Genomic DNA, 12,932 nt, shown 5'->3' on the forward strand with positions numbered 1-12,932 from the left:
AGTTTACTAACTAGAATCTAGATTGTTAAATATTTAAAAAATTAGTGCTATGAACGTACAAATTCAAACTGTGCATTTTGATGCTGACTCAAAATTAATTGACCATGTGAACAAGAAGATTCAAAAATTGAACACTTTTTACGATCGAATTGTGAGTGTGGATGTTTTTCTTAAGTTGGATAATTTTGCTCATCAAATTAAAGATAAGACCGCTGAGATTAGAGTACGAATACCGCGCCAGGACTTGTTTGTCAAGCACGAGTCCAAGTCTTTCGAAGAGTCATTTGATCTAGCATTTGACTCCCTTGTAAACCAGGTAAAAAGGAAAAAGGAAAAGAAATTTCAATAATTTTCTAAAATAATTTTGGAAATATTAATCTCTTTGCTACCTTTGCCATCCCGATTCAAAAAAGAGGGTTGGGAAAGGTAGCAAAGTTCTTTATAGCAGGGCGTTTTCAGGGAAGTAGATAAATTTTTAAATATTTATAAGAAACTGAAAAAAAGATTTTGAGAATTGAAAAAAACTCTTAATTTTGCGCTCTCTTTCAACGAGTTACCAACTACTTGAAAGAATGTTTTTTGAAAGATGCCAGCATAGCTCAGTTGGCCAGAGCTACTGATTTGTAATCAGTGGGTCGGGGGTTCGAATCCCTCTGCTGGCTCATCGATTTGAATTTTTAATGTCAGATTTTAGATTTCTTTTCGGATTTAAATTCAGGTTTAAAAATTACAAACAAGAAAAATGTTAGGGCAGGTTCCAGAGCGGCCAAATGGGGCGGACTGTAAATCCGCTGACTACGTCTTCATAGGTTCGAATCCTATCCTGCCCACTACAACAGCGTATTCCGCTTTTGCCCTTCGCAGAGGCGGAATTTAGTTGTGGATGTAGATGAGTAATTCTGACGAAAAGGACTATTCACTTGATACACCCGGTTACAACAGCTTAAAAGCTCTTTTTTTATATTCTATAATTCTTTAAGTGGAAAGTTGCAATGTAGTTTTCCGAATGCTTAGTGAATTAAAAATGCGGGAGTAGCTCAGTTGGTAGAGCGACAGCCTTCCAAGCTGTAGGTCGCGGGTTCGAGCCTCGTCTCCCGCTCGTATTTTTTGATGCAATTTTCAAGCTGTTGTAGCTCAGGGGTAGAGCACTTCCTTGGTAAGGAAGAGGTCGAGAGTTCAATTCTCTTCAACAGCTCATTGAATTTTAGAAGAAGAGTTGTAGTGACTTTTTAATCGCCTCAACAGACTCCATAAAATTCGAATTTCGGGATTCGAATTTATAAATTCCCACTCCGAAATTAAAACTTAGCGTTGTAGCTCAATGGAAGAGCAACCCATTATTATTTAAGGGAAGGCCATGAGTTCAATTCTCATCAACGGTACAAGTTTGTAAAACCGTTTTTGTTAAAAACAACTATCAATACAATCTTTACAAACCATCTAAAAAGAAAATACAATGGCAAAAGAAACCTTCAAGCGGGATAAACCCCACGTAAACATTGGTACCATCGGCCACGTGGATCATGGTAAAACTACTTTGACTGCTGCCATTACCACAATTTTGGCAAACAAAGGTCTGGCAGAGAAGAGAGGTTATGATGAGATCGATGCTGCTCCTGAAGAAAAAGAAAGAGGTATTACTATCAATACAGCTCACGTTGAGTATCAAACAACTGCTCGTCACTATGCGCACGTTGACTGTCCAGGTCACGCTGACTATGTGAAGAACATGATTACCGGTGCGGCTCAAATGGACGGTGCTATCCTCGTGGTGGCAGCTACAGATGGTCCTATGCCTCAAACAAGAGAGCACATCCTCCTGGCTCGTCAGGTAGGTGTTCCTCGTATCGTTGTGTTCATGAATAAGGTTGATCTGGTTGATGACGCTGAGTTATTAGAACTGGTTGAAATCGAAATTCGTGATCTGTTATCTTCTAACGGTTTCGATGGTGATAACGTTCCTGTTATCCAAGGTTCTGCTACTGGCGCTTTAGCTGGTGATGCTAACTGGGTAGCTAAGATCGAAGAACTGATGGATGCAGTAGATTCTTACATTCCTCTGCCTCCACGTCCAGTTGACCAACCATTCCTGATGTCAGTTGAAGACGTATTCTCTATCACCGGTCGTGGTACTGTTGCTACTGGTCGTATCGAAAGAGGTCGTATCAAAGTTGGCGAAAACGTGGAAATCGTAGGTCTGCAAGAAGAACCACTGAAATCTACTTGTACTGGCGTTGAAATGTTCAAAAAATTATTGGACGAAGGTGAAGCTGGTGACAACGCAGGTCTGTTACTCCGCGGTATTGAGAAAACTCAAATCCGTCGTGGTATGGTTATCTGCCAACCTGGTACCATCACTCCACACACCGAATTCAAATGCGAAGTTTACGTACTGAGCAAAGAAGAAGGTGGCCGTCACACTCCGTTCTTCAACAAATACCGCCCTCAGTTCTACTTCCGTACTACTGACGTAACCGGTGAAGTTGAATTACCTGCAGGTGTTGAAATGGTTATGCCTGGTGATAACGTTAGCCTGACTGTAAAACTGATCCAACCAATCGCGATGGACAAAGGTCTGAAATTCGCGATCCGTGAAGGTGGTCGTACAGTAGGTGCTGGTCAGGTTACTGAAATCCTGAAGTAATCACTGAAAAATATCAAAAAGCCATTAGCTTTGGCTTAAAAATCAACTTTTATTATTATATTTGTTGATACCTAAAGCTAAGCTAATGGCTTTATACACGGGTATGGTGCAACGGTAGCATACGGGTCTCCAAAACCTTTGATCTGGGTTCGAATCCTAGTACCCGTGCAGACTAATAAAAATATTTAAATGGTTGAATTGTTATTATTCAAAATATGACAAGTCAACCATTTTTTAGGCTTTAATCAATTGTCCTTAATTCGTTAACTTTATATAATGAATAAGATCAGAAATTATTTCCGCGAGTCTTATCATGAATTGGTTTATAAAGTGTCTTGGCCTACTTGGCAAGAGCTCCAATCCTCTACCATGATCGTTTTGATCGCAACTATTTTCGTTACCGCTATGGTATGGGGTATGGACGCCGCTTCCAATTTTGTGTTAACTCACTATTATGAAATTTTCAAAAGATAATTAAATGGATGCAGCCAATATTCCTGCTCAGGAAACAAAGTGGTATGTACTCCGCGTTGTTAGTGGCAAGGAAAAAAAAGTGAAGGAATACCTGGATATTGAAGTACGCCGCTCCGATTGGGGTAACGTTATCACCCAGATCTTCCTCCCGGTAGAAAAAGTTTATAAAGTGCAGGCCGGTAAAAAGGTGATGCGCGAAAAAAACTTCTACCCAGGTTATGTGATGATCGAAGCTGTGGACGGTAAAATGACCGATGAGGTTATCCAAGCCATCCGCAACGTATCTGGCGTTATTCATTTTCTCGGAAAAGAAAAACCTATCGCTCTCCGTAAAGCCGAAGTAAACAAAATGTTAGGTAAAGTCGATGAACTCAGCGACCAAGGCCTGACAATGAGTGAACCTTTCATCGTAGGAGAAACTATCAAAATCATCGATGGTCCGTTCAACGACTTCAATGGTGTTATCGAAGAAGTAATCGAAGACAAAAAGAAACTAAAAGTAACTGTGAAAATCTTCGGTCGCGCTACCCCTGTAGAACTCAATTTCATGCAGGTAGAAAAATTAGCTTAATTCAACTTCTTTATATCTGAAACCGTCTCTACCCCGTAGAGACGGTTTTTTTTTACCCAAATCAACTATGCATCGCTTATTCCTGATCCTTTTCTGCTGCTGTAGCCTGTCGGCTCTCGCTCAACAACCTACAACAGGGAACTTCGACCCAATACCCGATAGCGTTACCTCTTCCCCTTCCTCAATCGCCAAATGGCTGGTAAACCACCATCAGGGAAATCAAACTAACATCCTTAAATCAATATATGGCTGGATGGCAGGTAATGTTAAATACGATATGGTCAATACCTTCCTGCCCGATTACTACAAGGATACCTCCGATGCTATCAATAAAACCTTAAAAACCCGGATCGCCGTCTGCCAGGGATACGCCGCCCTCTTCATGGAAATCGCCCGCCAGGCCCACATCCCCGCTCAGATAATTGCCGGCTACACGTTTACTCAGGGCAAACAGGATAATAGCAGCCATGCATGGACTGCCGTATACGTAAATAATTCCTGGAAATTAGTTGATCCAACCTGGGGTAGCGGTGGAATTATAAATGGTAAATACACTCAACAACTGAATTGGAACTACTTCCTCGTAGAGCCGGAGAAATTTATTAAAACTCATGTGCCCTTCGATCCGCTCTTCCAATTCCTCGACATCCCCTGGAGTCATCCCGATATTGCTAACGGCACCAGAACAGATAAACCGGTTTTCAAATACCAGGATACACTCGCTAAGTACAATAGATTTTCTGCCTATGAAAAAGCCGAAAATGCAGCAACACGAATAGCTGATTATGGTGTTACTAATCAGTTAATTGGAGTGGAATTGCAACATTTACGAAATGTTATAGCTGTTGGAAAGCAAAATGTGTTAGTTGATGAACATAATCTGCAAGTAAATAAAGTCAATAAACTTGGCAGTCAATATAACGAAGTAGTAGCATCATTCAACGAATATGTAGAGTTTAAAAATCATCAATTCACTCCTTCTAAACCTGATCAGGAAATCAAAGACTGGATCGATGGCCTTTATACTAAACTAACCGAACAGCAGCAACAATTAGCCGCTATTCAACCTGCCAACAATACCATTGCTACAAACATCGGAGAACTGAAAGCTGCTGTTACTGAATTAAGAAAGAAAGTAATTGAAGAACAAGCTTTTGTAACTAAGTATATTAAGACTTCTAAGTTATTCAGGAAAACAATGTTTTATAAGATTGGAAGATAAATTGAAGTGATGAGGCTTAGCAACAGAGACTTTCAAAATCGAATACTATGTACCAATAAAAAAATGATGAGTAAGTGCCTCAATATTGAGAGCAAGGATGTTTCCCGGATATAAGGTGATAATGGAATGATTTTGTAAAAAAATACCTGCAAACACCGGAAGCATTCAGAAAGAATTTCTTTTCAAAATAGCTATAGTATAAACGAAGAGGATTTTTTATATTTAGATAGAGTTAGCACAGTTGATTATTTCCCTATATCTTAATTAATAATGAAACGATTGTTTTCCTTAGTAGCAGGAGTATTATTTTTCTTTGAATCTGTTGGTCAGACTACTATTCCACAAATACCGGCAAGCGAAGCTACTTCAGCTGCCTCTATGGCAAAGTGGTTAAAAGCGCATACCACAAATAGCACGGCTTTTCAGAAAGCATTATTTAGCTGGATAGCTAATAATATCGAATATGATGCGCCTAATATGAACAGGCCGAATAGTTATAAGGATACCACAGCGGCCATTGCACGGACTTTGCAAACCAAGCTGGGGTTATGTACCGATTATGCAGTTTTGTATGCGCAGGTCTGTAAAGCGGCCGGAATTAATGCTATTGTTGTTACGGGGTATACTATTCAGGAAAAAACCATGCTTCCGATAGGGTCGCATGATTGGATAGTGGTACCGGATGCAGGAAAATGGACGATAGTAGATCCTACCTGGGGAGCAGGAGTGGTGGAAAATGGAAAATTTACGAAACGACTTAATTGGAAATGGTTTCAAATCTATCCGTATGAGGCAAATAAAACCCATGTACCATATGATCCTATTTGGCAGCTATCTACCGCTCCGATGGGGCATGATGATATAGTAGAATTATCTAAAATAATCAGGTCAAATAAGGGGGCTGTGGATATAGCATCTAAAGGAAAGCCATTTGCATTTAATGATAGTATCAGGGTTTGGATGAAGCAAACGAGGATACAGCGGTTACGGTCTTCAGCCTCCAGGATCAGAAGTTATGGAGGAGCGGCCAATCCGTTTATTATGAGTGAGTTGGATTGGATGGACCAGACAATTAAGGTATTGGCAGCGAACCAGGAGGTAGAGCAGGATAATCGTCAGATTGATGCCTTTAATGCAATTAACAGGGATTATACGGAAGTGGTGAAGATGTATAATGAGTATGTAAGGTTTAAGAATAGCCAGTTTACTCCGGAAATGGCAGATGCGGGGATTAAGAAGATGATGGATGGAATTGTGGCTAAATTGGGAGGAGTGAAGAAGTCTTTATCCGGGATGATGGCGATAGAAAGTATTAAACAAAATGCTAATGAATTGAATGATGCGGTGGTTGAGATGGATGGAAGGGTAAAAACGGAGCAGTTATTTGTGAATAAATATATAAAGACGGTGAAGGGGAAGCGGCGGGAATTATTTTTTGAATAAGAAGTTGTACTTTTGCGGCTTCGAATTATAAGGAATATTTTTCTGGAATGCAATAGTTTTGTAAAAAAAATCCTTTTCCTTGCAAAAAGGATGCCCAAATTCAAATACTTTTGGACAATTTCATATTAATATATACCTTTGCATCCCCTTTAAAAGGTTTTTTTTAGTTCCTTTTAGTTTTGGGAGCACTCCGAAAATCGGGGCGCGTTAAACCAAATTAAATCAATAAACATGGCAAAAGAGATTTCAACGTATGTGAAATTGCAGGTGAAAGGCGGCCAGGCCAATCCTGCACCTCCAATTGGACCTGCACTGGGTTCCAAAGGTGTGAACATCATGGAGTTCTGCAAACAATTCAATGCTCGTACCCAGGATAAAATGGGTAAAGTATTGCCTGTGTTGCTGACAGTTTACACTGACAAATCTTTCGACTTCGTAATTAAGACTCCTCCGGCTCCGGTTCAGCTGTTGGAAGCTGCCAAAATTCAAGGTGGTTCTAAAGAGCCTAACCGTAATAAGGTTGGTAAAGTTACCTGGGCTCAGGTTGAAGCAATTGCACAGGATAAAATGCCTGATCTGAACTGCTTCACGCTGCAAAGTGCAATGAGCATGGTTGCTGGTACTGCACGTAGCATGGGTATTACTGTAGAAGGTAAAGCTCCTTGGGAAAACTAATCTTGTTTCACCCTGTTAAGGCAGGATCTTAAAATCATTTTGACAAATGGCAACTAAAAAGAGAAAAGTAGCTGATACGAAGGTTGACAAAAACAAGTCATACAGCCTGAAAGAGGCGTCTACTTTGGTTAAAGACATTAACTGTACTAAATTCGACAGCTCTGTCGATTTACATATCCGCTTAGGCGTTGATCCTAAGAAAGCAGACCAGGCAATCCGTGGTTCCGTTACGCTTCCTCACGGTACTGGTAAAACTAAGAAGGTTTTGGTGCTTTGCACCCCTGATAAAGAAGCTGCTGCTAAAGAAGCAGGTGCTGACTTCGTAGGTTTGGATGAGTTCATTCAAAAGATCGAAGCTGGTTGGACTGACGTAGATGTAATCGTAGCTACTCCTGCTGTAATGCCGAAAATCGGTAAACTGGGTAAGATTTTAGGTCCTCGTAACCTGATGCCTAACCCTAAGACCGGTACTGTTACAAACGACGTTGCAGCCGCTGTAAACGATGTTAAAGGTGGTAAAATTACCTTTAAGGTAGATAAAGCTGGTATTATCCATGCTTCTATCGGTCGTGTATCTTTTGCTGCTGATAAAATTGAGCAGAACTCTCAGGAGCTGATCAACGCTATCATTAAGCTGAAACCAGCTACTGCTAAAGGTACTTACCTGAAAGGTTTGTCTATGGCAAGCACTATGAGTCCTGGTATTGTTATCGATACTAAATCTGTTCAAAACTAATTGATCACGAGTGTGTAGCCATTATCTGAAAGGATGGAGGCTTGCTACAAACGTTTAAACATGAATAAAGATCAAAAACAAGAAGTGATCGAACTGCTGAAAGGTAAGTTCTCTCAATACAGCAACTTTTACGTTACCAACACTGAGTCTCTGACTGTAGATCAGGTGAATAAACTGAGGAAGACTTGCTTCGATAAGCAAGTGGAAATGAAGGTAGCTAAAAACACATTGATTCGTAAGGCTTTAGAATCATTAGATAGCGAAAAATATGCACCGGTTTTCGATAGCCTGCATGGAGTAACTGCTTTGATGTTCTCTGACAGCCCTAAAGAACCAGCTGTTATTATTTCTTCTTTCCGTAAAGCTAACGGTAAATTAGAAAAACCAGTATTGAAAGCTGCTTTCGTAGGTGATGAACTGTATGTTGGCGATAACCAATTGGATACGTTAACTAAGATCAAAACCAAAAACGAACTCATCGGCGACGTTATTGGTCTGTTGCAATCTCCTGCAAAGCGCGTTATCGCTGCTTTACTGGAAAAAGGCAAGAAAGAAGGTGCTGCAGTGGAAGAAGCTCCGGCAGCAGAATAATTGGAATAACTGGTTTATTCCATATAAAATTGGCTTCCAAGTCACAATATAGATTTAACAACACATTACAAAAATTTATTAAAACATAATAAAATGGCAGACGTAAAAGCATTAGCTGAACAATTAGTAGGTTTAACTGTTAAGGAAGTTCAGGAATTAGCAGATGTATTGAAAAATGAATACGGTATCGAACCAGCTGCTGCTGCTGTAGTAGTTGCTTCTAACGACGGTGGCGCTGCTGCTGCTGAAGAAAAAACTGCATTCAACGTTATCCTGAAATCTGCAGGTGCTTCTAAACTGAACGTTGTTAAGGTTGTAAAAGACCTGACTGGCCTTGGTCTGAAAGAAGCGAAAGAACTGGTTGACGGCGCTCCAAAATCCTTGAAAGAAGGAGTAAGCAAAGCTGAGGCTGAAGACCTGAAAGCTAAGCTGACTGAAGCTGGAGCTGAAGTTGAAATTCAGTAATTCTTTGCTTAAGTATACATCTTTTAAGGTCAAAAGTGCCAAAATGCACTTTTGGCCTTATTCCCTTTGGGAAAGTGTCTTTTTCAGAGAGTCAAAATAGGGAATCACTAAGAAGTGACTTTGACAATGTGCAGAAGGCAAAAATATTAGGATGGTATTTGACAAAGAAAGTCTTAATTTCCCTAATTCTTACAAGTCATATAACTGCTAACTTCGAATATGTCTCTAAAAAAAGCCCAAACAAACGAAAGAGTAAATTTTGGAAAGATCAAACAAATTACTGAGACACCGGATCTGTTGGCTATCCAAATCCAATCTTTCAAGGATTTCTTCCAATTAGAAACCACACCAGACAAGCGAAACAATGAAGGACTCTTTAAGGTATTTAAAGAGAACTTCCCGATTACTGATACCAGAAATATCTTTAATCTGGAGTTCCTCGACTACTTTGTGGACCCCCCACGGTACACGATTGAGGAATGTATTGAGCGTGGGCTTACCTATTCGGTTCCGTTAAAGGCGAAACTTCGTCTGAGCTGTAACGATGAGGAGCACGTGGATTTCCAGACCATCGTTCAGGATGTATTCCTCGGAAACATCCCGTACATGACTCCGAGAGGAACTTTCGTTATCAATGGTGCCGAGCGCGTTGTGGTTTCCCAACTACATCGTTCTCCTGGTGTTTTCTTTGGTCAATCCGTACATCCGAACGGTACTAAGATCTACTCGGCAAGAGTAATCCCGTTCAAGGGCGCGTGGATGGAGTTTGCAACCGACATCAACAACGTGATGTACGCGTACATCGACCGTAAGAAGAAATTCCCGGTTACCACCCTGTTGCGTGCTATTGGGTACGAAACAGATAAGGATATTCTTCAGCTGTTCGGAATGGCTGATGAAGTAAAAGCAGACAAAAAGAGTCTGGATAAATATGCCGGTAAAAAGCTGGCTGCCCGCGTTTTAAGAAGCTGGGTGGAAGACTTTGTGGATGAAGATACCGGTGAGGTGGTAAGTATCGAGCGTAACGAAATCATGCTCGAACGTGATAGCATCCTGGATGAAGCAAACATCGAAACCATAGTTGATATGGGTCTGAAGAGTGTTTTCGTTCAGAAGGAAGAGGTAAGTGGTGACTTCTCCATCATCTACAATACATTAAATAAGGATACATCTAACTCCGAACTGGAAGCCGTTCAGCACATCTACCGCCAATTACGCGGTGCCGATGCGCCAGACGATGAAACAGCAAGGGGTATCATTGATAAATTATTCTTCTCCGATAAACGTTACGATCTCGGAGATGTTGGTCGTTATAAGATCAACAGAAAATTAGGCCTGACTACACCTTTAGATATGAAGGTGTTGACTAAGGACGATATCATTTCTATCATCAAGTACCTGGTACAACTGACTAACGCTAAAGCGGAGATCGATGATATCGATCACCTCTCTAACCGTCGTGTTCGTACCGTAGGTGAGCAGCTATATGCTCAATTTGGTGTAGGTCTTGCTCGTATGGCTCGTACCATCCGTGAAAGAATGAACGTTCGTGATAATGAGGTATTTACCCCGGTAGATCTGATCAACGCCAGAACCCTGTCGTCTGTAATCAACTCCTTCTTCGGTACTTCCCAGTTATCTCAGTTCCTGGATCAGACTAACCCACTGTCTGAAATCACACACAAACGTCGTATCTCCGCCCTCGGACCCGGTGGTCTTAGCCGTGAAAGAGCAGGCTTCGAGGTACGTGACGTTCACTATAGCCACTATGGCCGTTTGTGTACTATCGAAACACCAGAAGGTCCGAACATCGGTCTGATCTCTACTCTTTGCGTTCACGCGAAAGTAAATGAGATGGGCTTTATCGAAACTCCATACCGCAAAGTGGAAGATGGAAAAGTAGATATGAATAAAGTGAAATTCCTCAGTGCTGAAGAAGAAGATTCTGTGAAAATCGCACAGGCGAATGCTCCACTCGATGAAAAAGGACATTTCGTAAATGATAAAGTTAAATCACGCGAAACCGGTGACTTCCCGATTCTCGACAGAGAAGAGGTAGAATACATGGACGTAGCACCTAACCAGATCGTAGGTTTGAGCGCCTCTCTGATTCCGTTCCTGGAACATGATGATGCCAACCGTGCGTTGATGGGATCAAACATGCAACGTCAGGCCGTGCCACTGCTAAATCCGGAAGTACCTATCGTAGGTACCGGTCTGGAAGGCAAGGCAGCCCGCGACTCTCGTCTGCAAATCACTGCTAACGGAAACGGAGTAGTTGAATTCGTAGATGCTAACGAAATCCATGTTCGTTATGAGCGCGATGAAATGCAAAAACTGGTGAGCTTTGAAGACGATTTGATGGTGTATACACTCACCAAATTCGTTAAAACCAACCAAAGCACCTGTATTAACCTCAGACCTTGCGTTAAGAAAGGTCAACGCGTTGTGGATGGCGACTTCCTGACCGAAGGTTATGCAACCCGCGGTGGTGAACTGGCTCTCGGACGTAACCTGAAAGTTGCGTTCATGCCTTGGAAAGGTTACAACTTTGAGGATGCGATCGTGATCTCTGAACGTGTTGCACGTGAAGATTTGTTCACTTCTATCCACATCGATGAATATGAATTGGAAGTTCGTGATACTAAACTGGGTGAAGAAGAACTGACTCCAGATATTCCTAACGTAAGTGAAGAGGCAACTAAAGACCTCGACCAAAACGGTATTATCCGCGTTGGTGCTCACATTAAAGAAGGTGATATCCTGATCGGTAAAATTACTCCTCGTGGTGAATCCGATCCTTCTCCTGAAGAAAAACTCCTGAGAGCTATCTTTGGTGATAAGGCTTCCGATGCGAAAGACGCTTCTCTGAAAGCACCTCCATCAACTGAAGGTGTGGTTATTGACAAGAAGTTGTTCAGCCGCGCGAAAAAAGATAAAAACTCTAAGACTCGCGAAAAAGCAGCGATTGAGAAACTGGAAAAAATTCACCAGAAGAACGCTGAAGACCTGTTGGAAGTGCTGATGAGCAAATTATTGGTATTACTGAAAGATAAAACTTCTCAGGGCGTTACCAATACATACGGTGAAGTATTGATCTCCAAAGGCTCTAAGTTCTCTCAAAAGAACCTGGTGAATATTGATTTCATGAACGTAAATCCACTCGGCTGGACTACAGACGAGCAGACAAACGATCAGATCAATACGCTGTTGCACAACTATAACATCAAGTTCAACGAAGAGCTTGGCCGTTACAAACGTGAGAAATTCAATATCTCTATTGGTGATGAATTACCAGCAGGTGTATTGAAACTGGCGAAAGTTTACCTGGCTAGCAAACGTAAGTTGAAAGTTGGTGATAAGATGGCGGGTCGTCACGGTAATAAGGGTATTGTTGCGAAGATTGTAAGAGATGAAGACATGCCATTCTTACCAGACGGAACTCCACTGGATATCGTGTTGAACCCACTTGGGGTACCTTCACGTATGAACCTCGGACAGATCTACGAAACCGTATTAGGTTGGGCAGGTCTGAAATTGGGAGTACGTTTTGCAACACCGATCTTCGATGGTGCTACTACTGAAGAAATTGCTTCTTATATCGATGAAGCTGGTTTACCAAGCTTTGGTCACGCTTACTTACATGACGGTGAAACCGGCGAACGTTTCCACCAGAAAGCAACCGTAGGTGTTATCTATATGCTGAAACTTAGCCACATGGTGGATGATAAGATGCACGCCCGTTCTATCGGACCGTACAGCCTCATTACCCAACAACCATTGGGTGGTAAAGCACAGTTTGGTGGTCAGCGTTTTGGTGAGATGGAGGTATGGGCATTGGAAGCATACGGTGCATCCAACATCCTGCAAGAGCTGCTTACAATTAAATCCGATGATATCGTGGGTCGTGCCAAAGCATATGAATCAATTGTGAAGGGAGATAATATACCGAAAGCCGGTGTACCTGAATCCTTCAACGTATTGATCCATGAATTGCGTGGTCTGGGTCTGGATCTGAAATTTGATTAATTTATTTGCTATCCGTTCCTTAAGGAGCGGATAGCTTACTCAATTTTCAGTAAACCAATTTTGCCACTAGCTAACAACTAAC

11 protein-coding genes and 6 tRNA genes are annotated in these 12,932 nt (G+C 41.5%); all 17 read left to right on the top strand.

Annotation, left to right across the window (positions count from 1 at the left end; genetic code table 11):
• Positions 1 to 49: 49 nt before the first annotated feature.
• Positions 50 to 349, top strand: coding sequence for a ribosome hibernation-promoting factor, HPF/YfiA family (hpf, locus tag DVR12_RS16855; RefSeq protein WP_116976968.1), 300 nt, complete (start codon positions 50 to 52; stop codon positions 347 to 349).
• Positions 350 to 588: 239 nt separating this feature from the next.
• Positions 589 to 662: transfer RNA gene (locus tag DVR12_RS16860), tRNA-Thr, on the top strand.
• An 86-nt stretch (positions 663 to 748) separates the two neighbouring features.
• Positions 749 to 830: transfer RNA gene (locus DVR12_RS16865), tRNA-Tyr, on the top strand.
• Between the two features lie 196 nt (positions 831 to 1,026).
• Positions 1,027 to 1,099 (top strand) — tRNA-Gly (locus tag DVR12_RS16870).
• Positions 1,100 to 1,123: 24 nt separating this feature from the next.
• Positions 1,124 to 1,195: transfer RNA gene (locus tag DVR12_RS16875), tRNA-Thr, on the top strand.
• 112 nt (positions 1,196 to 1,307) lie between these two features.
• Positions 1,308 to 1,382 (top strand) — tRNA-Asn (locus DVR12_RS16880).
• Positions 1,383 to 1,456: 74 nt separating this feature from the next.
• Complete coding sequence (tuf, locus tag DVR12_RS16885; protein WP_116976969.1) at positions 1,457 to 2,644, top strand: elongation factor Tu; 1,188 nt, start codon at positions 1,457 to 1,459, stop codon at positions 2,642 to 2,644.
• 97 nt (positions 2,645 to 2,741) lie between these two features.
• Positions 2,742 to 2,812, top strand: a tRNA-Trp gene (locus tag DVR12_RS16890).
• Between the two features lie 108 nt (positions 2,813 to 2,920).
• Positions 2,921 to 3,118, top strand: a complete 198-nt coding sequence (gene secE / locus DVR12_RS16895) for a preprotein translocase subunit SecE (RefSeq protein ID WP_116976970.1) — start codon at positions 2,921 to 2,923, stop codon at positions 3,116 to 3,118.
• Between the two features lie 4 nt (positions 3,119 to 3,122).
• On the top strand, positions 3,123 to 3,689 hold the full coding sequence (gene nusG / locus DVR12_RS16900; RefSeq protein WP_089760150.1) for a transcription termination/antitermination protein NusG: 567 nt from the start codon (positions 3,123 to 3,125) through the stop codon (positions 3,687 to 3,689).
• Between the two features lie 67 nt (positions 3,690 to 3,756).
• Positions 3,757 to 4,911: a transglutaminase domain-containing protein gene (locus DVR12_RS16905; RefSeq protein ID WP_116976971.1), complete on the top strand. Its 1,155-nt coding sequence runs from the start codon at positions 3,757 to 3,759 to the stop codon at positions 4,909 to 4,911.
• A 270-nt stretch (positions 4,912 to 5,181) separates the two neighbouring features.
• On the top strand, positions 5,182 to 6,354 hold the full coding sequence (locus DVR12_RS16910; RefSeq protein WP_116976972.1) for a transglutaminase domain-containing protein: 1,173 nt from the start codon (positions 5,182 to 5,184) through the stop codon (positions 6,352 to 6,354).
• A gap of 231 nt (positions 6,355 to 6,585) precedes the next feature.
• A complete protein-coding gene (rplK, locus tag DVR12_RS16915; protein WP_116976973.1) occupies positions 6,586 to 7,029 on the top strand; it encodes a 50S ribosomal protein L11 in 444 nt (147 codons plus the stop codon).
• A gap of 46 nt (positions 7,030 to 7,075) precedes the next feature.
• Positions 7,076 to 7,765, top strand: coding sequence for a 50S ribosomal protein L1 (gene rplA / locus DVR12_RS16920; RefSeq protein WP_116976974.1), 690 nt, complete (start codon positions 7,076 to 7,078; stop codon positions 7,763 to 7,765).
• Positions 7,766 to 7,825: 60 nt separating this feature from the next.
• Positions 7,826 to 8,356 (top strand): 50S ribosomal protein L10, encoded by a 531-nt coding sequence (gene rplJ, locus DVR12_RS16925; protein ID WP_116976975.1) that lies wholly within the window; start codon positions 7,826 to 7,828, stop codon positions 8,354 to 8,356.
• A 93-nt stretch (positions 8,357 to 8,449) separates the two neighbouring features.
• The gene (gene rplL / locus DVR12_RS16930) at positions 8,450 to 8,821 is read left to right on the top strand and encodes a 50S ribosomal protein L7/L12 (RefSeq protein ID WP_116976976.1); all 372 of its coding nucleotides are present in this window, start codon (positions 8,450 to 8,452) and stop codon (positions 8,819 to 8,821) included.
• Positions 8,822 to 9,040: 219 nt separating this feature from the next.
• Positions 9,041 to 12,850: a DNA-directed RNA polymerase subunit beta gene (rpoB, locus tag DVR12_RS16935; RefSeq protein WP_116976977.1), complete on the top strand. Its 3,810-nt coding sequence runs from the start codon at positions 9,041 to 9,043 to the stop codon at positions 12,848 to 12,850.
• Positions 12,851 to 12,932 lie beyond the last annotated feature (82 nt).

Source organism: Chitinophaga silvatica, assembly GCF_003419895.1.
Taxonomy (GTDB): domain Bacteria; phylum Bacteroidota; class Bacteroidia; order Chitinophagales; family Chitinophagaceae; genus Chitinophaga; species Chitinophaga silvatica.

Bases quoted from the DNA above. Each gene is read 5' to 3' on its own strand.
- hpf (WP_116976968.1), top strand. From the start codon at position 50: ATGAACGTACAAATTCAAACTGTGCATTTTGATGCTGACTCAAAATTA.
- tuf (WP_116976969.1), top strand. From the start codon at position 1,457: ATGGCAAAAGAAACCTTCAAGCGGGATAAACCCCACGTAAACATTGGT.
- secE (WP_116976970.1), top strand. From the start codon at position 2,921: ATGAATAAGATCAGAAATTATTTCCGCGAGTCTTATCATGAATTGGTT.
- nusG (WP_089760150.1), top strand. From the start codon at position 3,123: ATGGATGCAGCCAATATTCCTGCTCAGGAAACAAAGTGGTATGTACTC.
- DVR12_RS16905 (WP_116976971.1), top strand. From the start codon at position 3,757: ATGCATCGCTTATTCCTGATCCTTTTCTGCTGCTGTAGCCTGTCGGCT.
- DVR12_RS16910 (WP_116976972.1), top strand. From the start codon at position 5,182: ATGAAACGATTGTTTTCCTTAGTAGCAGGAGTATTATTTTTCTTTGAA.
- rplK (WP_116976973.1), top strand. From the start codon at position 6,586: ATGGCAAAAGAGATTTCAACGTATGTGAAATTGCAGGTGAAAGGCGGC.
- rplA (WP_116976974.1), top strand. From the start codon at position 7,076: ATGGCAACTAAAAAGAGAAAAGTAGCTGATACGAAGGTTGACAAAAAC.
- rplJ (WP_116976975.1), top strand. From the start codon at position 7,826: ATGAATAAAGATCAAAAACAAGAAGTGATCGAACTGCTGAAAGGTAAG.
- rplL (WP_116976976.1), top strand. From the start codon at position 8,450: ATGGCAGACGTAAAAGCATTAGCTGAACAATTAGTAGGTTTAACTGTT.
- rpoB (WP_116976977.1), top strand. From the start codon at position 9,041: ATGTCTCTAAAAAAAGCCCAAACAAACGAAAGAGTAAATTTTGGAAAG.